Here is a 21,577-nt window from a genome sequence, read left to right as displayed (position 1 = left end):
GGAAACTTCCATATCTCATTTTCGGGGCTTGTCGGAAAATGCCCGGCGGCATGAGAGAGCTTCACTGGCATCCTACCAACGACGAGTGGCAGTATTACCTTACCGGCCAGGGACGCATGACGGTATTTGCGGGCAACGACCGATATGCCGATGTATCGTTAAACCAATGGATGGCCCTTACCCCTCGTGAACTGGTTGGGGAAAATTTGCACGTCGGACCGGAATTGCTGGACGCGCTGCGCAAGGAGAAATGGCCTGTCGTAACATATCCCGGGTTTACCTACTACCCCAGATAAACCTTGTTCCGCCAAACGTTATCGGCAGCCTGAACTTAGCCAAAGCTGTTTTTTTCGTCGCCGGTATTCGCAAAACGGGCGTGGATCATCAGAAAATGCTCCATCTCGTTGTACAGATAAAACAGGGAAGCCCTGATCTCGAACTCCTCCCTTGTGACGGGCAGCGGAGCGGTTTTGTGTTCCCTGCGCATCTCCCGCAATTCCTGGAGAAAGTCGTGGTCGGACCGGCTGTCCACGATGTGGGCGCTCAGCTTCTCCATAAAGGCGGCCAAACGCTGTCCCTGCGGCAGGTCCTGATTCAGGGTGGAGACGACCGGCAGCATCCGCTCCAGCAGTTCGAACTGCTCCGCGCGCATGGAAAAGCAGCGCTCATACGGATTCTCCTGCCGGAAGAACTGGTTTTCTTCCTCCTGCCGCGCCAATCTCCTGGCCGCTCGCAGCAAATCCTCCGTCTCGATCATCTCTTTCCCGTCCCAGCTGCTTTCCCCCTGCCGCAAATAGAGGGCAAACTCCTTCAGGATGACCGAAATGTTGCGCTCGATCGCCTGCCGGTACTGCTTCAGTTCCTTCACTCTTGTCGGCATGTGCAGATTCATCAGAAGGGCCACCCCCACCCCGATGCCGATCAGGCCGATTTCATGCAGCAGGATGGGCAGGGTGAACTGCTTGAGCGAATAGATTTGCAAGATGATCACCGTGCTCGTGGTTATCCCATCCTGCAGCTTGAACTTGACCAGCAGCGGGATAAGCAGCAGCACCGCCAGCAGGATGGTCAGGGGATGGTAGCCGAGCAGATGGAAAAGAAGAAAGCTGATCATCATCCCAAGCAGACAGGCGGCGATCCGCTTGCCCGAGGACAGCAGGGACTGTCTGCGGGTCACCTGAATGCCCAGCATCGTGATGATGCCGGCCATGGCAAAAAATGGCAAGCCGATATACTGCGCAAGAGAGACGGAAAGAGCGACCCCTACCGCCGTTTTGATCGTTCGGTATCCGATTTTCATGAAGATTCATTCCTTATCCAAACCGAGAATCTGCTCTCCACTGCCTGACTTCGCCTGGAAGTCTGTCCGGCACGCAATTTTATTATAGCCGATCCATGCTGGAAACAACATGCCGGCACTTTCGATGAACAGCGGGCTGTGTGACGGGACAACACCAAAAGGCCAGCCATGGTTCATCAGCACGGCTGGCATTCCTTCTTTGCGGCACATCGCCGCTATAAGCTTCTGGTAACGTCTTTTAACTGGTCGGCAGAGGCGGCCACCTGTTCGATGGCTTGACCCATCTCCCCGATCACCCGCGAGAATTGGACCAGTTCCTGTTCGATGCTGGTGCTTTGTTCCTTGCTGTCGGATACGGCCTGCATGATCTGGTCAAAAAACGAATTGGTTGCTTTCACCGTGTCCGTCCCCGCCGCGACAAGCCCTTTGGCCTTCTCCAGCAATTCGGCCACGTTCAGGGTCTGCTTGTTCGTCTCTTCAATCAGGCTGGATACATCCTTGACCGACTTTTTGGTCTCCTCGGCCAGTTTGCGCACCTCATCCGCCACCACGGCAAACCCCCGTCCCTGCTCTCCCGCTCGCGCCGCTTCAATCGCCGCATTCAGCGCCAGCAGATTGGTTTGCTCCGCGATCGACGTGACCACGTTGATAATCCCGCGGATCTTTTCGGAATTCTGCTCAAGCGCCTCCATTTCTGCAGACATTTGCATCATCTGCTCGTTGATCTGCGTTATTTGCTCCTGCTGTTCCTGCAGTTTGTTTTTCCCTTCGCGCGAAAGGCTCTCCGCCCTGACGGAAGAATCCGTTCCCCGCTTGGCAAACGAGACGACCTCCTCCGCCTGGTGGGTCAGCTCCTGCAGGGAAGCACTGGTTTCCTCGGAAATCGCCACCAGCTCTTCCGCCGATTCGCTCACCCGGTCCCGAACCTGCGCTTTTTCCTGAGCAGCCATCTGGCGGGTGCGCTCATGCTCGGCATCGTACGCTTCCAGCACAATCTGCTGCTCGATATTCAGAATCTTCGTTACCGCGCGGACGGCCCGCGCATATTCGCCCTTGTCAGGGATGGTGCGGTCAAGGATATCCAGGATCGACAGCAGCAGATCCTGAAACGCGCACATATACCATTTCGGCTCCAACCCAATCAGAACATGCCTTTTCGCGATAGTATGCCGCTTTTCAATGAATTGCGCGTCGATTTTTCCGTCAAACATCTCCCGGATGTGTCTCATCAGGGTCTGTTTGAGCCGCTCCACGCTGCTGTGGTGGCGAATGATCTCCATCAGCGACGTTTCGTGTTCAAGATTCCGGTAGAACTGGTCCACCAGCGCCTCGAGATGTTCCACGATAACCGGCTGCAGCTGTTTGATGACCGCCAAATCTTCCGGGGTCAATTGAATCATGAGCAGCTGTTTGTCTAAGTCGCTGTTATTGTTCACGTCCAATCTGACCGCTGCAAGATAGGATGCCTCGTCCTCGGCAAAGAAATGTGACACCCCCTTCCTGCCCGTAGAAAACAGCTTGGAAAAAGGGTACTTGCTCATCTGTTTCGCTCCTGTCTGTTGATTCATTTACATCTCTATTTCCTTTTTTCCCATTTTTCAGCAATTAAAACCTGTTTGTGAGAGACTTCGACAGAAAAACGAAACGCAATCCCCCTACCCTTCTTACGACGCTTTCCGATATACCAACAAAAAAAGCCGGTCCTCATCAGACCGGCATTGCACCTCTAGTATTCCGGCTATACCCGCAGCAGGTCGGGCAGCGTTTCCCTGGTTACGAGATTGCCAACCAGGAAATGGCCGAATTCGCCGAAGCGCGCGCTTACTTCGTCAAAGCGCATCTCGTAGACGATATGCTTCAGATCGAGCGGATCGTTGGCAAACAGGGTAACTCCCCATTCCCAATCGTCGTAACCGACCGAGCCCCCGATGATCTGCTTCACTTTTCCCGCATACTTGCGGCCTGTCATGCCGTGTGCCTTCATCAGTTCCCGGCGCTCATCCATCGTCATCATATACCAGTTGTCGCTGCCGGAACGCTTCTTGTTCATCGGGTAGAAGCAGAAATGCTGCCACTTCGGCAGGATCGGATAGAGCCGCTCGCGCACATGCGGATTGGCTTTCGGGTCTTCGCCCGGATTGTTCACGTAGTTGCTCAATTCCACCACCGAAATGTAGGAGTAGTCCGATGTGGTGAAATCGGCAAACCGCGTTTTGTTGAAGGTCGTTTTGATGTCATTCAGCTCCTGCAGCGTGGGGCGCAGAAACATAAACCCGAGATCGGCCTTGTGGCCCAGGATCGCGTAGACCGCCGTGCTGCCGCTCTCCGCTCCCTCGCTTTCCTCCCAGCCAGCCATGAGCGTCAACAGCTCATCCAACGCCGCCTGCCGTTCCCCGGCGGACGCCGCTTTCCATTTTTCCCAATTCAGCTTGCGAAAATCATGCGCGGAAAACCAGCCTTCCAGCGTAAGCAGCGCTTCATTCGTCGTCATTCGCCAACACTCCTTTGCATCCGATGTGAGGAATGGATCCCCATGTGTACCTGCAAATCCTTATCCAGTATAACACACGAGCTGAAGCGGCATCTGAAACGAAATCGTGACAATCGGTCAATGAGCCCGCGATTTCGCCACATGCGCGGCAATCAGCCGCCCGTGGAAGCGGCCGTTCTCGATAAAGATCGCATTCGCATGATGACCCGCAGCGATTACCCCGGCGATGTAGACGCCGGGAACATTGGTCTGCATGGTTTCCGGATCGTGGCAGGGAATGCCCGTCTCTTCCTCGACGGTCACGCCGAGCGCATGCAAAAAGGTGCGATCCGGCCGATAGCCGATCAGCGTAAACACAAAGTCATTTTCGAGGGTCTGCACTTCTCCCGCCACGTCCACCACGATGTGCCGCTCTTCGATCCGAAGCAGGCGGGATGAATAGAGCATGCGGATGCGCCCCTTGTTCACCATGCTTTCAAAAACGGGACGGGTCCAGGCCTTCACATATGGCGAAAGTTCAGGCCGCCGGTTGATGACCGTCACCTCCGCGCCGGCGCGTTCCAGGTCGAGGGCGGCATCCACCGCGGAATTGTTGCCGCCGACAATCGCCACCTTCTGTCCCGTAAACGGATGCGCTTCCTGGTAAAACGAAAAGACTTTCGGCATCTCTTCGCCGGGGATATGCAGGCGGTTGGGATGATCAAAGTAGCCGGTGGCGATGATGACACGGACGGTTTCATACTCCCGTTCCTTCCCGAACCGATCCTTCGACCTGACTTGAAAATGGGACCCGTGCGGCCGGATCTCCACGACTTCTTCATAGCTGTTGATGCGCAGCTGATGGCGCTGGGCGACCAGGCGGTAGTAGGCAAGCGCCTCCTGGCGGGTTGGCTTTTCATTGGCCGTGGTAAAGGGAATCTCACCGATCTCCAGCAGTTCCGGCGTGCTGTGAAAGATCATGTAGGTCGGGTAGCGATAGATCGAGTTGACCAGCGCCCCCTTTTCGATCAGCAGCGGATTGACCCCCACCTTCTTCAATTCGATGGCAGCCGCCAATCCGCACGGCCCTGCCCCTACAATGATGACCTCTTCCATGGGTATGGTTGCTCCTCTCTCTTATCCAGGTTCTGCTCTCTTCATTATACCATCTGCCGTCAGCGAGCGGTTGACAGGGGTGATGGCCCCCCCTGTTCTTTCTGCTAGTTTGGGCAATCCGGCAGCGGCTGAAACATGAACAAGCCACCCGATGATTTGTCTCAAAGCTGACACGATTGCCCCCTCCCAAAGCATGGTATAATGCCTGTAAATCGGGTTACAAAATGAACGCATGGAGATGAACGGATGATGAAAAATCTGACGTTTGTCGAGCAGGTTTCCCCCGCGTTGATCAACCATCTGGAACGAATCGGAGCCAAAAAGAAGATGACAGCCGGCTCTGTCCTGTTCATCGATGGAGAAAGGGCGGATTACCTGTATCTGCTCGAATCGGGCCAAGTGAAGGTGACGAAAAACACCGCAGACGGCAAAGAGCTTACCCTGCAGGTGTTTGGGCCTGGAGAACTGGTCGGGATGTCCGGCCTGTTTGAACCGGATGTGCGCTATCCGGCAACGGCCACCGTGCTGGAGACGGGGATGGTCTGGATCATCCAGCGAAACGCATTGGAGACGCTGCTGATGAAAAACGGCGAATTCGGTGCGGAAATTCTCCGGTGGATGGCCGTGATGAGCCGGTGCATGCAGTACAAGTTCCGCGATCTGCTGCTAAACGGCAAGATCGGCGCTCTCTATTCCACGTTGATCCGGATGTGCAACACTTACGGAGAAGAGCACGAGGACGGCGTTCTGATCAATCTGTCCCTGACCAACCGGGAGCTGGCCCAGTTCGTCGGCCTGACCCGCGAAAGTGTCAACCGGATGCTTTCCGATTTGAAAAGGCTGGATGTGATTGAAACGCTGCCGCACGGTCATCTCTTGATCAAGGATTTGGATTATTTGAAACATGCGATCAGCTGTGACGATTGTCCGCCGGAAATCTGCCGGATCTAGCACGGTGCGTGTCAAAAGGCTCCATGGCAGAAATTTCATCCTCATGGTACAATAACTCCAAACAACAGGAGGGAATGCCATGGGATTCGGACACGCACACGCCGGGCATGATCATGGACATGGACACGGCCACACGCACCATCACGGCAGAACAGCCGACCGGAAAGCGCTTCTGCTTGCCGTTATCATCATCACGGCGTTTTTCATCGTGGAAGTGATCGGCGGGATACTTACCAACAGCCTGGCGCTGCTCTCCGATGCCGGCCATATGTTCAGCGACTCTTCCGCCTTGTTTCTCAGCCTGCTTGCGCTCTGGTTCGCCTCCCGCCCTCCCTCTCCCCAGAAAACGTACGGCTATTATCGCTTTGAAATCCTCGCTGCCTTGTTGAACGGGGTTACGCTCATCCTGATCTCCCTGTTTATCTTCTGGGAAAGCTGGCAGCGGCTGCAGAATCCGCCGCAGGTCGCCAGCGTGCCGATGATCGGCATCGCCACCCTCGGCCTTTTCGCCAACATAGCGGTCGCCCTGATCCTGATGCGCGGCGACTACAAGCAGAATCTGAATATCCGCAGCGCCTTCCTGCATGTGCTGGGCGATCTGCTCGGCTCGGCAGGCGCGATTCTGGCCGGCATTCTCATGTGGCAGTTCGGCTGGTATGCGGCTGATCCGCTGATCTCCGCCATCGTGGGCATCCTGATCCTGATCAGCGCCTGGAGAGTAACCAAGGAATCCGTCAACATCCTGATGGAAGGGGTACCTTCCACCATCGACATCGCGGCCGTCACCGAGGCGCTGCTCGCCATTCCGGGCGTGCGGAAGGTCTACGATCTGCATGTCTGGACCGTAACATCCGGCTTCGATTCCCTCAGCTGCCACCTGTTGGTGGACGACGAGGTTTCCGGCTATGAGGTCCTGAACCAGGCGCTCGCACGGTTGGAAACCCAATTTCACATCATGCATTCCACCATACAGATCGAGAATTCCACCGTAAAGCACGGGCATGTGTCGTTTGAAAAGCATGACGAGGGGCATCATCGCTAATAGCCCCGCCGACTCTAGCGAGCGCTGGTGTCGGCGGGGGCCCCCCAACCATAACCCCGCCGACTTTCATCCTCACTTTCCAACATACGAAAAAAACATCGGCATCCGGTCAGCCATGTTGGCAGCCGTGATGCCGATTCGCGTCTTGTCGGATATCAGAGTTTCACCCGCTGCAGGCGCAGGGCGTTGAGGACGACCGAAACCGAGCTGAGCGCCATGGCCGCTCCTGCCAGCCACGGCGCGAGGTAGCCGGCGGCGGCGATCGGGATGCCGATCACATTGTAGGCGAGGGCCCAGAACAGGTTCTGCCTGATGTTGGCCATGGTCTTTTGGCTGATGAAGATGGCATCGGCAATGCTGTTGAGATCGCCGCGCATCAGGGTGACATCAGCCGCTTCCATCGCCACATCGGTACCCGTGCCGATCGCCATCCCGATATCGGCGGTCGCCAGAGCCGGAGCGTCGTTGATGCCGTCCCCCACCATGGCCACCTTCCTGCCGGCGTCCTGCAGCTTCTTCACTTCCGCCGCTTTGCCGTCGGGGAGAACCTCCGCCAGCACCCGGTCGATGCCTGCCTCGCGGGCGATCGCTCGCGCCGTCCGCTCGTTGTCGCCCGTGATCATGACGACCTCGATGCCGAGCGCTTTCAGGCGGGCCACCGCTTCACGAGAGGTCTCCTTGATGGTGTCCGCGACGGCGACCATGCCCGCATAAGCGCCATCGACGGCGATCAGCATCGCCGTTTTGCCGGCTTCCTCCAGCCGTCCCATCTCTTCGAGAGCCTCTTCCACTTCTATCCCGTATCGGGCCATCAGCTTGCGGGTACCGACAAGGATCTCGCTGCCCCCCACCACGGCCCGGATCCCAAAGCCGGGAATCGCTTCAAAACTTTCCGCATCCGGCAATGGGATGCCTTTTTCCTTCACGCCGGCCGCGATGGCTTCCGCGAGCGGGTGCTCCGAGTTTTTCTCCGCCGCTCCCACCAGCTGCAAGAGCCGGGTTTCATCCATCCCGTTCGCCGCGATCACGTCCGTCAGCCTCGGTTTCCCGGTGGTTACGGTCCCCGTTTTGTCCAGGATCACCGTATCGACGCGATGGGTGGCTTCGAGATGTTCGCCGCCCTTGAACAGGATGCCGTACTCGGCAGCCCGGCCGGAACCGGCCATGATGGAAGTCGGCGTCGCCAGCCCCAGTGCGCAGGGGCACGCAATCACCAGGACGGCGATGGCTTTCTCCAGCGCGCCCGCAAAATCACCCGGCGCCACGGCGAAAAACCAGATGACGAACGTAACGATGGCGATGCCTACGACGATCGGGACGAAAATGCCCGAGATCACGTCGGCGATGCGCTGAATCGGCGCTTTGGAACCCTGCGCTTCCTCGACCACCTTGATGATTTGGGCCAGCGCCGTCTCTTTGCCCACTTTGGTCGCCCTGACTTTCAGTACGCCGTGTTTGTTGATGGTGGCCCCGATCACCGTGTCGCCCGCCCGTTTTTCCACCGGTATGCTTTCGCCTGTCAGCATCGACTCGTCGACGGAAGAGGTGCCTTCGATCACTTCGCCGTCCACCGGTACCTTTTCCCCCGGCTTGACGACGAACAGATCACCCACCACCACCTGCTCGACCGGAATGCTGATCTCCTGCCCGTCGCGGATCACCAGCGCCGTTTTGGCCTGCAGCCCCATCAGGGTCTTGATCGCCTCGGAGGTGCGCCCCTTGGCCAGCGCTTCGAACAGCTTGCCGAGCAGGATCAGCGTGATCAGGATGGCGCTGGTTTCAAAGTAGAGCTCCACCTGATGCTGCATGCCGCCGTCAAGCGTGCGCAGCGTCTGGTACAAGCTGTAAAAGTAAGCCGCGGACGTGCCCAGGGCAACGAGAACGTCCATGTTGGCGCTTTTGCTGCGCAGCGCCTTGTAGGCCCCCACATAAAACTGCTTCCCGATGATGAACTGTACCGGCGTCGCCAGCAGAAGCTGAAACCAGGGGTTCATGAACACCGCCGGCGTCCAGATAAACGAGGTGAAGGAGAAGTGTCCCGCCATCGCCCACAAGAGCGGAAAGGAGAGGATCGCGGAGGCGATCAGCTTGCTCTTCTGCGCGGCGATCTCCTTCTTCCGATGATCCCCGGCTCCCTCCTCCTGTTTGAGAGCGGCGGTGTAGCCCAGCTTCTCCACCTTCTTGATCATGTCCTCGATGGTTACGCTGTCGGGACTGTACTCCACATGGGCCGTCTCCATCGTGAAGTTGACCGTCGCCTTGGTCACGCCGGGCAGCTTGTTCAGACCTTTTTCGATCCGGAAGGCGCAAGCGGCGCAAGTCATGCCGGATATTTGTAGGGTTGTTTGTTTTTCCACGGGTCATCACCTGCTATTGGTTTCTTCGCGTATACGCTTTTCAATCTGTTATTCTGCATATATACTATACCCCCCTACTGTATTTGTCAATAACATTTCCCCGCTTGATCTGTTTATGAACGGTGTTTTCCCTATTATTGTTTGTCAATCAAAACTTCAGTCGTCAAGACACATGATTTACATGCAAAAATAGTTTCTATAAACGAAAAAATAGGCAATAATGGAGGTGTGTTTGAAAGCGTTGACAAGTGCCAAACAACGGCCTGTCGGTTTTCAAGCACAGCAGCAACCAAAAAAGGAGTTGAATTATGATGACATTGCGATTGACCCCGTATTTGATGATGGACGGAAATGCCAAGGAAGCGATCCAGTTTTACGAACAAGCGCTGGATGCCAAGGTTCTCTTTTTCCAAACTTTCGGAGAGATGCCGGAAAACCCCGAATTTCCCCTGCCGGAAGAAGCAAAGAATCGTGTGTCTCACGCCATGCTAAAGATTGGCGAATCGGACCTGATGTTTTCCGATACGTTCCCAGGTACGCCCCATCAACAGGGAAGTCAAGTTACCATCTGTATTTCAACGGATGACAAGGAAAAAGCAAAACAAATTTTCGAAGCCTTGCAGCAGGGCGGGCAGGTAACCATGCCGCTGCAGGAAACATTTTTCAGCCCTGCTTACGGTATTGTAACGGACAAGTTCGGGGTAACCTTCCAAATTTACACGGAGGGACAACATTAATCAGGTTTCCTATCAGGTTCGAGATCCCCAGGCCGGAGCCGCCTGTCCCGCACTGCCTTGACCCTACCCTGGTAGAAGCGTTGGGTAAGCTGTCCAGGTCCTGCACGATGCGGGACAGGCGGAGAATCTCCGTCCCTTAAGGATGGTGGAAGAGATGATCAACCTCCTGAACAGAAAAGCTATGGCGTTTCGCCGGTAGTAGATTGCGATCCACCGTCTTCCCGGCTTGTCTCTGCGATTTGCAGCACCTGGTGCAGATAGAGCCGCAGTGAATCGAGCTGCGCCCGATAATCGCACACCTCGCTGCCGAGCAGCAGGACATCCACGCTCAAGCCATCCAGGAAGGAAATCACAAACTGGGCAATCGCTTCCGGTTCCTGCAGCGGCCGGAAGTCTCCGCGCTTGACGCCCGCCCTCAGAAACCGGGCAAAATCGCCAACCGCCCGTTTGTACCGCCCGACCAGAAACGGCTGTCTGTCGGCATCGCGCCAGCCGGAACTGAAAAACTCGAAGATAGCAGGCGAAAGAGAGCGATGGGTGTTGCCGATCTCTTTTTCCTGGTACCGCAGAAAATGCTCGATCGTTTCCCAGGCATTCCGGTAGCGATCCAGCAGCTTCGCGTATCCGGCCGCATGGGAATCGTCGATCTGATCCAGCAGCGCCCAGAACAGCTCCTCCTTGGACCCGAAGTAGGCATACACGCCGCCCCGGCTCATGCCCGTCTCGTCGATAATATCCTGCATGGTGACGGCGTCGTAACCCTTGCGTTTGAATACTTCCGCCGCCGCCCTCATGATTTCCAGCCGTCTGTTTTCCTTATGTTCCTCCGTTACTTTCGGCGACATGAATCTCCCTCCGCTCTATTTGATTTTTCTGCCACAAGCCAAGCATGCCCAAGAGAACGAGAGCCGACAGCAGAAAGGTGAGCGCATCGACGAAGAAGGCGGCCCTGATGCCCAGCGCGCCGACCAGGACTCCTCCCAGCGCGGGCCCAGCGACCGCCCGGACGAGGTCTGCCGCCATCATCAAGGTTTTTCTTTCGTGGCGATCGGCCAACACTCCTGCCGGCGGCCCAAACAGTACCACGGGCACCGCCAGACACAGGACAAGCAGCGTCATCTCAACGGAACTGGCTCGCCATTCCAAGGCAACCAACGAAAACAGCGCAAGCAGGTCGATCCAGTCTCCCAAATTGGAAACGGCTTGGGCTGTCATCAAATACAAGAAAGAGCGGTTATTTCCCATCGACATTAACCTCCAATAAAATAGACATCAATGTCGTTATTACAAACGACACTGATGTCGTTTTTCAACCGTTTTATACCAAATCATGCCAGCAGGAAAACGGACGATTCACATTCTCCTCTTTCTCCATCTTGCTCTCCAATTCGGAAGCCATTTCATTGGGAAGCAAATGGGGATATACTTGGCATAAGGAAACGGGGAGGGATTGCAATGAATGAAGAAATCTGGCGGGCCATCGTCGAATGCGACCCGGCGTACGACGGCCAACTCTACTACGGCCTGGTGACGACCGGCGTGTTCTGCCGTCCCTCATGCAGATCAAAAACACCGAAGCGGGAAAACGTCCGCATCTTCCATACCCCGTCGGAAGCCAGAAAGGCCGGGCTGCGCCCCTGCAAACGGTGCCGGCCGGAGGAACAGGAGTGGCGCTCCCATGAAGAAGAGCTGGCCCGGCAGTTGGCCCGCTTGATCGACGGGCATTATGCCGAGCCCCTCTCTTTGCAATCCATGGCTGCCCGTCTGTTTGTCAGCCCGTATTACTTGCTGCGGTGCTTCCGGCGGGTGATGAACACGACACCGGCCAGGTACCTGCAGCTAACGCGCCTGGAGCATGCCAAAGCGCTCCTGCGGGACACCGGGGAGAGCATCACCGCCGTCGCCTTGCAGACGGGGTTTGCCAGCAGCGCCCATTTTTCCGCAGTCTTTCACAAAGAAGTCGGCTGCCCGCCCTCCGCCTACCGGCAGTTGGCCGACCGGGACAGCCGGAAAGGAGCTGGTCCTTCATGACAACCGCCATCGCCTGGTACAGGTCCCCGATCGGGGTATTGCAGATAGAAGGTTCGGCGGAGGCGATCCATCGCGTGGCATTTGTTGACGGCGAGGTGGATGGCTGCCGGGGAACGGAGGCGCTTCCCGCCGCCGTCGAAGCATGCCTCACCCAGCTGGACGAATATTTCCGGGGAAAACGGTTCTCCTTTTCGCTGCCCCTACACGCTGCGGGCACGCCGTTTCAAACAACCGTGTGGAGCCGCCTTGCCGACGTACCCTACGGGAGCACATCGACGTACCGGCAGATCTCCGTGTCGCTCGCCCGCGATGCGGCTGTCCGCGCTGTCGGCACCGCCGTCGGCCAAAACAGGTGGGCTGTCATCATTCCCTGCCATCGGATCATCGGCAGCGACGGCAAGCTGCGCGGCTATGCGTGGGGGCTGTGGCGCAAGGAATGGCTGCTGCAGCATGAAACCGAGCAGGTGCGGACGAAAAAATAGGAGCCCTTCCCCCGTTTTCTCGGAGAAGGGCTTCTTGTCGATCAGGTCTCGTGTGGCTGGCTGCTTTCTTCCCGCAGCAGGCGGCGGAGAATTTTGCCGACGGCCGTCTTCGGGAGCGCCTCGCGAAATTCGATGATGCGCGGCACCTTATAGGCGGCCAGATGCTCCCGGCAGTAGGCTTCCACTTCCTCCGACGTGAGCGCCGCCCCCTGTCTGAGAACGATGACGGCCTTCACCGTCTCGCCGCGATACGCGTCCGGCACGCCGATCACCACCGCCTCCTGCACGTCCGGGTGTTCGTACAGCACCTCTTCCACTTCACGCGGATAGATGTTGTATCCGCCGGCAATGATCAAATCTTTCTTCCGGTCGACGATATAGTAGTAGCCTTCTTCATCTCTGGCGGCGATATCCCCCGTGTAGAGCCAGCCGTCCCGAATCGTGCGGGCCGTCTCCTCCGGCAGATTCCAGTAACCGCTCATCACCTGGGGACCGCGTATCACCAGTTCCCCGTACTCATGCGGCCCCAGCTCCGTCGTTCCCTCCTGCAAATCCACGATTCTGGCCTCGGTAAGCGGGACCACCGTGCCAATGGAGCCCGGCTTGCGCTTCTCGAGCGGGTTGAAATGGGTGACCGGCGAAGCTTCGGACAAGCCGTATCCCTCGATGATCACGCCTTCCGTTTTCTCTTCAAACTCCTTGATCACTTCCACCGGCAGCGGGGCGGAACCGCTCACACAAAGACGGATTGAGGAGATGCCGTACGCTACCGCCTGCGGATGGGAGTTGACGGCCACATACATCGTCGGAACGCCCGGAAAGAGCGTGGGTCTTGTCTCCTTGATGGTGGCCAGCACTTCGTTCAGATCAAAGCGCGGCAGCAGGATCATCTGCGCCCCGGTCAGGATGGCGATATTCATGCAAACGGTCATCGCGTAGACATGAAACAGCGGGATCACGGTCAGGATCCGCTCCTGCTCCACCTCTTCCTCATGCTCTCTTCTCTTCATCACAAAATGGGATTGATAGGCATTGGCCACCAGATTGCGGTGGGTCAGCATCGCCCCTTTGGAACGGCCGGTCGTACCCCCGGTGTACTGCAGCACGGCCACGTCCGCATCGCGCACGGCGGCCGGGGTGTCCATCTCGCTGCAGGCGAGCAGCGCTTCGAATTTGACGCAATGTTCCGGATATTCGGCTTCTGTAGGGGGAAGTTCCACGACAATTGTTCCGAGCAGCTCCCGGGCGTTCTTCACATTTTCCAGCACCGGGAGAAGAGGGGCGAAGACCACGATGGCTTTGGCGCCGGAGTCGCCCAGGTAATGCTCCAGCTCGCCCGCAACGGCCATGGGACTGATCTGGACGACAATGCCGCCCACCTGCAGGATGCCGTAGTAGGCCACGACATACTGCGGGCAGTTGGGCAGCATGATGGCGACCCGATCCCCCTGCGCAATGCCCAGCTGTCTCAATCCCTCCGCAAAACGCTTCACGAACGATGCGAGCGTCCGGTAATCGAGCTGTTCCCCTTTGAAATAGATTGCCGACCGTTCAGGAAAGCGCTTGCAAGTTTGGTGAAACATCATCGGCAGCGTCAGTCCCGCGAAGTCATGTTCGTTCATCATGGACACACCCTTTCCACACCATCAGATTTGCTTACCCAAAGAATTATCCATGCCCCCTTGATTCCCTTCTTTTCTACTGCCAAACATATGCGGCGGGCGGGGGAAACTTCCCCCTGATCCCGCCGCAGGCAGGCGCACCACCCATTTCCTGCCCCACGGAAAAAGCCATCCCCCGTCCGAAGGGATGGCTTCATGCTCTCCTCTGTCAATGGCGAATGACGCTGTTCCGCGCTTTCGCCGCCCATTCTTCCACGTTCCACACCCTGGTCACCCAGTCCTGATAGAATTCCGGTTCGTGGGAGACGAGCAGAATGGTGCCTTTGTATTCCTTCATCGCCCGCTTCAACTCTTCCTTGGCCACCACATCCAGGTGGTTGGTCGGCTCATCGAACAGCAGCCAGTTGCTTTCCCGCTGCAGCAGCTTGCAGAGGCGCACCTTTGCCTGCTCTCCCCCGGAGAGGGCGGAGAGCTGCCGGTTGATGTGCTCGTTTTTCAAGCCGCACCGCGCCAGCGCCGCCCGCACTTCGTGGTTGGTCATGTGCGGGTACTCGTTCCACACATCCTCCAGCGCCGTTACCTGCCTGGGCTTCACTTCCTGTTCGAAGTAGGAAGGATACAGAAAATCCCCGCGCTCCAGCTTGCCTCCAAGAGGCGGGATCACGCCGAGCAGGGTCTTGAGCAGCGTGGATTTCCCCACGCCGTTCATGCCGACGATCGCCACCTTTTCTCCCCGCTCCAGGGTGAGATTGAGCTTCGGCATGAGGGGATGGGTGTAGCCCACCTCCAGATCCACGGCCTCCACGACGAAGCGGCCCGATGCCCGCGCTTCCTTGAAGACAAAGGTCGGTTTCGGCGCCGTCTCCGGCTTGTCGATCCGCTCGATCCTGTCCAGCTGCTTCTGGCGGCTCTTGGCCCGGCCGGAGGTGGAGGCTCTCGCCTTGTTGCGCGCGATGAAATCTTCCATTCGGGCGATCTCTTCCTGCTGCTTCTCATAGGCGTCCATGTGCTGGGTCCGCTTCATCTCCGCCTGGGCCAGGAACGATTCGTAATTGCCCGTATAGCGGTTCAGCCTGGTGAATTCCAGATGGTAGATCACGTTGACCACTTCGTTCATGAAGCGGGTGTCGTGAGAGATCAGGATAAATGCATAGGGGTATTCCTTCAAATAGGTTTTCAGCCAGTCGATGTGCTCCTCGTCCAGATAGTTGGTCGGCTCGTCAAGAAGCAGCACGGACGGCTTTTCCAGCAGCAGCTTGGCGAGCAGCACCTTGGTCCGCTGTCCCCCGGAGAGGGTGGCCACATCGCGGTCCAGGCCGATGGCGGAAAGCCCCAGCGCATGGGCGATCTCCTCCACCTTGGCGTCGATCAGGTAAAACCCGCTGTGCTCCAGCCGGTCCTGAATCTCGCCCATCTGTTCCAGAAGCAGCTCCAACTCTTCCGGCGAGGCGTCCGCCATCTTCTCGGCGATCGCCATGTTTTCCCGTTCCAGTTCAAACAGCGGCAGGAACGCATCCTTCAGCACGTCCCGGATGGTCTTGCCCGGCGTAAGCTTGGTATGCTGATCCAGATACCCATACCGGATTTTCGGCATCCATTCGATTTTGCCCTCGTCCGGCATGATCTGGCCGGTGAGGATCCCCATCATGGTGGACTTGCCGGTTCCGTTGGCTCCCACCAGTCCCACTCGCTCCCCCTGCTGCAGGCGAAACGAGACGTCGCGGAACAGCACGCGGTCCGCAAACGCATGGGAAAGATTTTCGACGATTAAAACGCTCATGTGTTTGGCTCCTCCTGTTTCGATCCAACTCTCCCTATTCTAGTGGAAAACCGGCCGTTTTCCTATCGAAAAATCAGGGAGGGTCAGGGAGCCCGTCAACCCTCGGGAATCACAAACGGCGGAATGTATCTGCCGTCAACATCCGTAAATCCGTACTTCTTCGCCAGCTCTCCCGCTTTCTGCACCGTACCGGTCATGGCGAAACGGTCGGGATCGGCGGCGACGGCACAGATGGCCCTGCCGACATATTCGCACGACTCGGTCAGTTCCACCATCTTTTCCGTTTCTCCCTTTTTCGCCAAATCCTCCAAGACAAGCTCCGTCCGCATCCAACCCGGCGATACGGTCAGGACGGTCACCCCATGAGGCCGCAAATCATGGGCCATCCCCACCGCCATGCGGTTGATCGCGTTTTTGGCCAGATCGTAATAGAAATGGCCGGTATATTTCCCATTGTCGTCAAACGAGGTATGGACAATCAGGCCGCCTTGTTGCGCTATCATCAGCGGAACCGCGTGCCTGGAAGACAGGATATGGTTGCGGACGCCGCCCTCAAACATGTTGTCCCAATGCTTGGTTGACAGCTCCCAGAAAGGCTCGCCCCGAATCTCCAGCTCATTGCCGCCCCAGGCGTTGTTGACGAGAATGTCCAGCTTCCCCTGCTCCTCTTTCACCCGTTCGAACAAGGCTTTTACTTCTTCGTCGTTGGTGTGATCCACCCGCACCGGAATGGCCACCCCGCCCCGCTCGCGCACGAGGGCCGCCGTCTCGTCAATGGTTTCCGGCCGGTTCCCGGTGGTTGGCCCTCCGGCAGCGCTGCGTCCGGTCACATAGACGGTTGCTCCTTCCTGCCCCAACGCAAGCGCGATCCCTCTGCCCGCTCCCCGGCTTGCACCGGTGACGACCGCCACTTTCCCCTGCAATCTCATCCTGCATTCCTCCTTGGCATGTTGGTGATAGAGCCAGTATAATCATGAAATATGACAAGTTCCGTCATAATTTCTTGAGGAAAGGAGGTCGGCGGATGCGGACAGACAGGCTGCTTGCCATCCTGCTGCTGTTGCAAACCCACAAGCGGATGACGACCAGCCAGCTCGCCGCCCGGCTGCATGTCTCGGAGCGGACGATCCACCGCGATCTGGAGGTGCTCAGTTCCTCCGGCTTTCCCGTTTACGCCGAGCGGGGCAAGCACGGCGGCTGGAAGCTGATGGAGCATTATCAGTCCAAACTGGCTACGCTGGGCCCCCAGGAGCTTCCTACGCTCTTTCTCCCCGTCCCGGCCAGGCTGCTGCGTGATCTCGGCATGGAGAAAGACGCGCAGCTTGCCCAGCTGAAGCTGCTGGAAACCCTGCCGGAGAACCTGCGGGCCACCGCCGCCTCCATCCACCAGCGCATCTATCTGGACACCTCTTCCTGGCATGCCGCCGAGGAAACCCACGAGTGGCTGCCAGTGCTGCTGACCGGCGTCTGGGAGGAACGAAAGGTAGCCATGCGCTACACGCGCAGCGACGGCAGCACAAGGGAACGGATGGTCTCGCCGCTCGGCCTCGTCGCCAAAGGCACAGTCTGGTATCTGATCGCCGCAGTCGATGGGGAGATCCGCAACTACCGGGTGAACCGGATAACCCGGGCGGAAGTCACGGACGAATCGTTCGAGCGTCCCGCCGGGTTCAACCTGGCCGCGTATTGGGAAGAGTCCTCCCGCCGGTTTGTGGAGAACCTGCCGCGGTACGAGGCGCGTGTCCGGGTTGATGCCGCTTATTTTCCCCGGCTCTCCTCCCCCGGTCGATTCCCTCTGATCCGCGTCTTGCGGGAAGCCGATGACGAAGGCTGGATGGAGGTGGCGCTGCAATTTCAAGTGGAGGAGGAAGCCTGCGCTTTCATCATGGGCGCCGGCGGCCGGATGGAGATTCTGGAACCGGCGGCCCTGCGGGAAAAAGTGAAGCGGCTGGCCGCGGAAATTCTGCAGCTGTATCATCAAACGGAAAGATGAAACCACCTCGCTGCTTGAGGTGGTCAGCATGCTGCCTTTCCGGCAATTGTTTGAAAAGGGTAGCCGAAATCGGATTGGAATGATATAATCATGTTAACAAAATACCTTTTGAAACGGTGGAGCCTGTCAACACAGGCTCCGTTTTGCTTTTCAGATCATTGAAAAATGTATTTCTGTACCACAAGGAGGAGCCTGTCACCACAGGTTCCTCTTTGCCTTTTTTGGCTATTGCCAGAAAAAATAGCACGAATAAGGGGGAGTCTTATGAGCGATTCTGTCAAATGTGCGATTGCATGCATCGCCTTGCTCACCTATTTCGGTTTTATGGTAGGGGTGCTTGCGAAGATTGGCACGCTAGATGATCTCTCGACACAAACCGTTTATCTTTTCTTCCTGCTCATTTTCACCATGGCTGTTTCCGTACTCATTGGCTGGTTTGCCCGCTCAAAAAAGTAAGCCTGCCGAAGATTTAAACAGATGCAAGGAGGCATTTATGGAACAACAAGCGATGTATGCCATCGGTCTTTTTCTCATCACCTATGCGCTTATCATTTCGGAAAAAATTCACCGCACCATCGCCGCCATGAGCGGCGGCATCCTGATGGTCCTGTGCGGCATCATCAACCAGGAGACGGCGATACACCATCTTGATTTCAACACGCTGGGACTGTTGACGGGCATGATGATCCTGGTGTCAATTACTGCCCAGACCGGCGTCTTCACGTATATCGCCATTTGGTCGGCAAAAAAGGCACAGGGAGACCCGCTGCGGATTCTTTGGGCTTTGGGCTTGATTACCGCCATCTCATCCGCCCTGTTGGACAACGTGACAACCGTGCTGCTGATGGTGCCGGTTACCTTAAGCATTACGCGCCAGCTGAAGGTGACGCCCCTGCCCTACCTGATCACGGAAATCCTGGCGTCAAACATTGGCGGAACCGCCACCCTGATCGGTGACCCGCCGAACATCATGATTGGCAGCGCCGTGAAGGAATTGACATTCCTCTCTTTTGTAAACAATCTGGCCGCCATCTCCTTCTTCATCCTGGCCGTCACGCTTATCGTCCTCGTGATGCTGTACAGGCGCGAGCTTCAAACATCCGAGGAGCTGCGACGGAGTATGATGAGCCTGGAGGAAAAAGATGCGATCAAAGACCGCCAACTGCTCAAAAAATGCTTGTTTGCCCTGTCGTTCACCATTGTCGGCTTCTGTCTCCACCAAATCATCCACGTTGAATCGGCTGCCGTGGCTCTGGCAGGCGCCTTTCTCCTGCTGCTCCTGACCGGTGAGCATTATCTGGAAGAAGCATTGGCAAAGGTTGAATGGACGACGATTTTCTTTTTCGTGGGCTTGTTTGTTTTGGTGGCTGGCCTCGTGGAAACCGGCGTGATCAGGAAACTGGCGGCATGGACGGTCAACGTGACAGGGGGTGATCTGACGGCTGCCGCCATGCTTATCCTGTGGATGAGTGCGATTGCCTCCGCCTTTATCGACAACATTCCGTTTGTCGCAACCATGATCCCGCTGATCAAGGAGATGGGGGACATGGGCATGGAGAACGTAGAACCGCTCTGGTGGAGCCTGGCATTGGGTGCCTGCCTTGGAGGGAACGGAACCTTGATCGGCGCGAGCGCAAACGTGATCGTCGCCGGACTCGCAGCAAAAGAAGGCTATCCCATCTCATTTTGGAAGTTCATGAAGGTTGGTTTTCCTTTGATGATCCTGTCCATTGTGATTGCATCCGGGTATCTCTATCTGCGCTACCTGCTCTGAATCCGTTAGGCAAATGGGAAGCAGGGAGCGGCATACTCCGGCTTGTGGAAACGTGCGAATTACGATGCCAGCACGACCGATCTTGCGCTGTCCCAGGTCAGGTACACTTCCTCTCCCTGCTGAATCAGCCCGTCCGAAGCGGCCGGCTGCACCACGACCACTTCCAGTCCCGTCGGCAGGGTCACGATCGTCTTGTACACCGATCCGACAAACACATGCTCGGTCACCCTGCCCACCAGGCCCGCCTCTCCCTCCGGCCTCTCCCGGGTCATGCTCATGGCTTCCGGACGGACGGAAACGTAGACTTCCGCTCCTGAATGCTGCCCTTCCGCGTGCGCGAAGCGGAAGATCGCCCCTTCGATGGCGACGCTTACCTCATGCGCCGAGGTCCCCACCACTTTCCCCTTAAACAGGTTGGTCTCGCCGATAAAGTCTGCGACGAAACGGGTTTTCGGCCGGTTGTAGATGGCGGCGGGCGTGTCGATTTGCTCCAGCCGACCGTTGTGGATCACCGCCACCCGATCCGACATGGTGAGCGCTTCCTCCTGGTCGTGGGTGACGTAGAGAAACGTGATGCCCAGCTTTTGCTGTAGATGCTTCAGCTCGAACTGCATCTGTTTGCGCAGCTTCAAGTCAAGCGCACCCAGCGGTTCGTCCAGCAGCAGGACGGTCGGATTGTTCACGATCGCCCGGGCGACGGCCACGCGCTGCTGCTGTCCGCCCGACATCTGGCGGGGCTTGCGGTCGGCATAGGCTTCCATCTGCACCATGCGCAGGGCATCTTGGACACGGCGGGCGATTTCGTCCCTGGGCGTCTTCTTCATCCGCAGGCCGTAGCCGATATTCTCCCTGACCGTCATGTGGGGGAACAGCGCGTAGTTTTGGAACACCGTGTTGACGTCCCGCTTGTTGGGCGGAAGCGCCGCCACGTCTTCCCCTGCCAGCAGGATTTTTCCCGAGGACGGCTGCTCAAAGCCCGCGATCATGCGCAGGGTCGTCGTCTTCCCGCAGCCGCTCGGCCCAAGCAGGGTAAGAAATTCCCCCTTGAACACATCCAGGTGCAGGTCCTTGACGATGTGATTCTCCCCGTAGAACTTGTTGACGCCTTCCAGCTGGATGGTGATCTCGCTCATGCCTTCTCCTCCTCTCTCAACCGTGTCGAAATGACGATCAGGATCAGCGATGCCAGAAAGACAACCGTCGAGATGGCGTTTACCTCCGGCGTCAGCCCGTTGCGGGTCATCCCCCAGATCTGGATCGGCAGCGTGTTAAAGACGCCGTTCAGGAAAAAGGTGACCGGGATCTCGTCCAGCGACAGCGTGAACGACAGCAGGGCCGACCCGATCAAGGCCGTGCTGATATTGGGCAGGGTGATGTGCCAGAAGGTTTGCCACCGGCTGGCCCCGAGATCGGCGGACGCTTCCTCGATCGCCCGGTCCAGCCGCTTCAGCCGGGCATAGACCTGTGTCAGCACGATGGCGATCAGAAACGTGGTATGTCCGATCACGACAGCCGGCATGGACGGTTTGATGCCCATCTCCTGAAAGAAGCCCAGCATCGCCACTCCGGTCAGAATGCCGGGGAGGATCAGGGGCAGCAGGACGATGCGCTCGAAGATTTTCTTGCCGGCAAAGTCGTAGCGGTCCAGCGCGAGTGCCCCCGGCACCCCGAGCAGCATGGCCAACCCCGTGCTGATCAACGCCACCATCACGGAGTTTTTCAGGGATGCGATCAACTGTTGATTCTGCATCATGGCGCGATACCACTTCAGCGAAACCCCCGTCATCGGAAAACTGTTCACGCTGTCGGCGTTGAACGAGTACACCACGACGACCAGAAGCGGCAGGTAGATAAATGCCAGCACACCAGCCGAGAACAGGGCCAGGCAGAGGGTGATCCCATTCCATGTTTGCCGCATGCGT

Annotated in this window: 21 protein-coding genes and 1 pseudogene; 9 read left to right on the top strand and 13 right to left on the bottom strand. The window is 57.4% G+C overall.

The genetic code is table 11. The features are described 5' to 3' along the window. Positions 1-41: 41 nt before the first annotated feature. Positions 42-296 (top strand): annotated as a pseudogene (locus tag G3578_RS16635) (cupin domain-containing protein); the annotation flags it as partial. A 35-nt stretch (positions 297-331) separates the two neighbouring features. Here G3578_RS16635 and G3578_RS16630 read toward each other — a convergent pair. The 5 genes from G3578_RS16630 to G3578_RS16610 form a co-directional block, all read right to left on the bottom strand. After that, positions 332-1,300: an aromatic acid exporter family protein gene (locus G3578_RS16630; protein WP_165214091.1), complete on the bottom strand. Its 969-nt coding sequence runs from the start codon at positions 1,298-1,300 to the stop codon at positions 332-334. 6 nt (positions 1,301-1,306) lie between these two features. Continuing rightward, entirely contained in the window at positions 1,307-1,483 is a 177-nt protein-coding gene (locus tag G3578_RS16625) for a hypothetical protein (RefSeq protein ID WP_165214090.1), read from the bottom strand. A gap of 32 nt (positions 1,484-1,515) precedes the next feature. Next, positions 1,516-2,841, bottom strand: coding sequence for a globin-coupled sensor protein (locus G3578_RS16620; protein ID WP_165214089.1), 1,326 nt, complete (start codon positions 2,839-2,841; stop codon positions 1,516-1,518). Positions 2,842-3,038: 197 nt separating this feature from the next. Continuing rightward, positions 3,039-3,791: a hydrogen peroxide-dependent heme synthase gene (gene hemQ, locus G3578_RS16615; RefSeq protein ID WP_165214088.1), complete on the bottom strand. Its 753-nt coding sequence runs from the start codon at positions 3,789-3,791 to the stop codon at positions 3,039-3,041. A 117-nt stretch (positions 3,792-3,908) separates the two neighbouring features. Next, the gene (locus tag G3578_RS16610) at positions 3,909-4,886 is read right to left on the bottom strand and encodes a YpdA family putative bacillithiol disulfide reductase (RefSeq protein ID WP_165214087.1); all 978 of its coding nucleotides are present in this window, start codon (positions 4,884-4,886) and stop codon (positions 3,909-3,911) included. A gap of 246 nt (positions 4,887-5,132) precedes the next feature. Between G3578_RS16610 and G3578_RS16605 the strand changes: the two genes are divergently transcribed. Further along, the gene (locus G3578_RS16605) at positions 5,133-5,837 is read left to right on the top strand and encodes a Crp/Fnr family transcriptional regulator (protein ID WP_165214086.1); all 705 of its coding nucleotides are present in this window, start codon (positions 5,133-5,135) and stop codon (positions 5,835-5,837) included. A 79-nt stretch (positions 5,838-5,916) separates the two neighbouring features. Beyond that, positions 5,917-6,879: a cation diffusion facilitator family transporter gene (locus G3578_RS16600; protein ID WP_165214085.1), complete on the top strand. Its 963-nt coding sequence runs from the start codon at positions 5,917-5,919 to the stop codon at positions 6,877-6,879. Positions 6,880-7,034: 155 nt separating this feature from the next. On the opposite strand, the gene G3578_RS16595 is transcribed toward G3578_RS16600, so the two are convergent. Then, on the bottom strand, positions 7,035-9,236 hold the full coding sequence (locus G3578_RS16595) for a heavy metal translocating P-type ATPase (protein ID WP_165214084.1): 2,202 nt from the start codon (positions 9,234-9,236) through the stop codon (positions 7,035-7,037). Positions 9,237-9,547: 311 nt separating this feature from the next. On the opposite strand from G3578_RS16595, the gene G3578_RS16590 reads away from it, so the two are divergent. Then, entirely contained in the window at positions 9,548-9,973 is a 426-nt protein-coding gene (locus G3578_RS16590) for a VOC family protein (RefSeq protein ID WP_165214106.1), read from the top strand. A 179-nt stretch (positions 9,974-10,152) separates the two neighbouring features. Here the strand turns inward: G3578_RS16590 and G3578_RS16585 are convergent, their stop codons facing one another. Beyond that, positions 10,153-10,818, bottom strand: a complete 666-nt coding sequence (locus tag G3578_RS16585) for a TetR/AcrR family transcriptional regulator (RefSeq protein ID WP_165214083.1) — start codon at positions 10,816-10,818, stop codon at positions 10,153-10,155. Continuing rightward, a complete protein-coding gene (locus G3578_RS16580; protein WP_165214082.1) occupies positions 10,790-11,218 on the bottom strand; it encodes an MFS transporter in 429 nt (142 codons plus the stop codon). Before G3578_RS16580 ends, G3578_RS16585 begins: the two co-directional genes overlap by 29 nt. Positions 11,219-11,428: 210 nt before the next feature. On the opposite strand from G3578_RS16580, the gene G3578_RS16575 reads away from it, so the two are divergent. Together G3578_RS16575 and G3578_RS16570 are read left to right on the top strand one after the other, a co-directional pair. After that, a complete protein-coding gene (locus G3578_RS16575) occupies positions 11,429-12,004 on the top strand; it encodes a bifunctional transcriptional activator/DNA repair enzyme AdaA (protein WP_165214081.1) in 576 nt (191 codons plus the stop codon). After that, positions 12,001-12,486, top strand: coding sequence for a methylated-DNA--[protein]-cysteine S-methyltransferase (locus tag G3578_RS16570; RefSeq protein WP_165214080.1), 486 nt, complete (start codon positions 12,001-12,003; stop codon positions 12,484-12,486). The genes G3578_RS16575 and G3578_RS16570 overlap by 4 nt, the downstream gene beginning before the upstream one ends. 41 nt (positions 12,487-12,527) lie before the next feature. Here G3578_RS16570 and G3578_RS16565 read toward each other — a convergent pair whose 3' ends face one another. The 3 genes from G3578_RS16565 to G3578_RS16555 form a co-directional block, all read right to left on the bottom strand. Continuing rightward, a complete protein-coding gene (locus G3578_RS16565; RefSeq protein ID WP_165214079.1) occupies positions 12,528-14,108 on the bottom strand; it encodes a long-chain-fatty-acid--CoA ligase in 1,581 nt (526 codons plus the stop codon). A gap of 208 nt (positions 14,109-14,316) precedes the next feature. Beyond that, positions 14,317-15,888, bottom strand: coding sequence for an ABC-F family ATP-binding cassette domain-containing protein (locus G3578_RS16560; protein ID WP_165214078.1), 1,572 nt, complete (start codon positions 15,886-15,888; stop codon positions 14,317-14,319). Positions 15,889-15,983: 95 nt separating this feature from the next. Then, positions 15,984-16,817: an SDR family NAD(P)-dependent oxidoreductase gene (locus G3578_RS16555; protein ID WP_165214077.1), complete on the bottom strand. Its 834-nt coding sequence runs from the start codon at positions 16,815-16,817 to the stop codon at positions 15,984-15,986. 95 nt (positions 16,818-16,912) lie between these two features. On the opposite strand from G3578_RS16555, the gene G3578_RS16550 reads away from it, so the two are divergent. The 3 genes from G3578_RS16550 to G3578_RS16540 all read left to right on the top strand — a co-directional run bounded on the left by G3578_RS16550 (position 16,913) and on the right by G3578_RS16540 (position 19,655). Continuing rightward, on the top strand, positions 16,913-17,881 hold the full coding sequence (locus tag G3578_RS16550) for a helix-turn-helix transcriptional regulator (protein WP_165214076.1): 969 nt from the start codon (positions 16,913-16,915) through the stop codon (positions 17,879-17,881). A gap of 264 nt (positions 17,882-18,145) precedes the next feature. Beyond that, positions 18,146-18,337 carry a hypothetical protein gene (locus tag G3578_RS16545; protein ID WP_165214075.1) on the top strand — a complete coding sequence of 64 codons (192 nt, stop codon included), beginning with the start codon at positions 18,146-18,148 and terminating at the stop codon, positions 18,335-18,337. 37 nt (positions 18,338-18,374) lie between these two features. Continuing rightward, a complete protein-coding gene (locus tag G3578_RS16540) occupies positions 18,375-19,655 on the top strand; it encodes an ArsB/NhaD family transporter (protein WP_165214074.1) in 1,281 nt (426 codons plus the stop codon). A 59-nt stretch (positions 19,656-19,714) separates the two neighbouring features. On the opposite strand, the gene G3578_RS16535 is transcribed toward G3578_RS16540, so the two are convergent. Both G3578_RS16535 and G3578_RS16530 read right to left on the bottom strand, forming a co-directional pair. Continuing rightward, positions 19,715-20,788, bottom strand: coding sequence for an ABC transporter ATP-binding protein (locus G3578_RS16535; RefSeq protein ID WP_165214073.1), 1,074 nt, complete (start codon positions 20,786-20,788; stop codon positions 19,715-19,717). Then, positions 20,785-21,573, bottom strand: a complete 789-nt coding sequence (locus tag G3578_RS16530; RefSeq protein WP_165214072.1) for an ABC transporter permease — start codon at positions 21,571-21,573, stop codon at positions 20,785-20,787. Before G3578_RS16530 ends, G3578_RS16535 begins: the two co-directional genes overlap by 4 nt. Positions 21,574-21,577: the final 4 nt, after the last annotated feature.

It is taken from the genome of Brevibacillus sp. SYP-B805 (assembly GCF_011059135.1).
Classification (GTDB): domain Bacteria; phylum Bacillota; class Bacilli; order Brevibacillales; family Brevibacillaceae; genus Brevibacillus_F.
Note: the sequence above shows the minus strand (reverse complement) of the source record. Positions and strands in the feature narration are given on the sequence as shown.

Bases quoted from the DNA above. Each gene is read 5' to 3' on its own strand.
- G3578_RS16630 (WP_165214091.1), bottom strand. From the start codon at position 1,300: ATGAAAATCGGATACCGAACGATCAAAACGGCGGTAGGGGTCGCTCTT.
- G3578_RS16620 (WP_165214089.1), bottom strand. From the start codon at position 2,841: ATGAGCAAGTACCCTTTTTCCAAGCTGTTTTCTACGGGCAGGAAGGGG.
- hemQ (WP_165214088.1), bottom strand. From the start codon at position 3,791: ATGACGACGAATGAAGCGCTGCTTACGCTGGAAGGCTGGTTTTCCGCG.
- G3578_RS16610 (WP_165214087.1), bottom strand. From the start codon at position 4,886: ATGGAAGAGGTCATCATTGTAGGGGCAGGGCCGTGCGGATTGGCGGCT.
- G3578_RS16605 (WP_165214086.1), top strand. From the start codon at position 5,133: ATGATGAAAAATCTGACGTTTGTCGAGCAGGTTTCCCCCGCGTTGATC.
- G3578_RS16600 (WP_165214085.1), top strand. From the start codon at position 5,917: ATGGGATTCGGACACGCACACGCCGGGCATGATCATGGACATGGACAC.
- G3578_RS16590 (WP_165214106.1), top strand. From the start codon at position 9,548: ATGACATTGCGATTGACCCCGTATTTGATGATGGACGGAAATGCCAAG.
- G3578_RS16585 (WP_165214083.1), bottom strand. From the start codon at position 10,818: ATGTCGCCGAAAGTAACGGAGGAACATAAGGAAAACAGACGGCTGGAA.
- G3578_RS16580 (WP_165214082.1), bottom strand. From the start codon at position 11,218: ATGGGAAATAACCGCTCTTTCTTGTATTTGATGACAGCCCAAGCCGTT.
- G3578_RS16575 (WP_165214081.1), top strand. From the start codon at position 11,429: ATGAATGAAGAAATCTGGCGGGCCATCGTCGAATGCGACCCGGCGTAC.
- G3578_RS16570 (WP_165214080.1), top strand. From the start codon at position 12,001: ATGACAACCGCCATCGCCTGGTACAGGTCCCCGATCGGGGTATTGCAG.
- G3578_RS16565 (WP_165214079.1), bottom strand. From the start codon at position 14,108: ATGAACGAACATGACTTCGCGGGACTGACGCTGCCGATGATGTTTCAC.
- G3578_RS16560 (WP_165214078.1), bottom strand. From the start codon at position 15,888: ATGAGCGTTTTAATCGTCGAAAATCTTTCCCATGCGTTTGCGGACCGC.
- G3578_RS16555 (WP_165214077.1), bottom strand. From the start codon at position 16,817: ATGAGATTGCAGGGGAAAGTGGCGGTCGTCACCGGTGCAAGCCGGGGA.
- G3578_RS16550 (WP_165214076.1), top strand. From the start codon at position 16,913: ATGCGGACAGACAGGCTGCTTGCCATCCTGCTGCTGTTGCAAACCCAC.
- G3578_RS16545 (WP_165214075.1), top strand. From the start codon at position 18,146: ATGAGCGATTCTGTCAAATGTGCGATTGCATGCATCGCCTTGCTCACC.
- G3578_RS16540 (WP_165214074.1), top strand. From the start codon at position 18,375: ATGGAACAACAAGCGATGTATGCCATCGGTCTTTTTCTCATCACCTAT.
- G3578_RS16535 (WP_165214073.1), bottom strand. From the start codon at position 20,788: ATGAGCGAGATCACCATCCAGCTGGAAGGCGTCAACAAGTTCTACGGG.
- G3578_RS16530 (WP_165214072.1), bottom strand. From the start codon at position 21,573: ATGCGGCAAACATGGAATGGGATCACCCTCTGCCTGGCCCTGTTCTCG.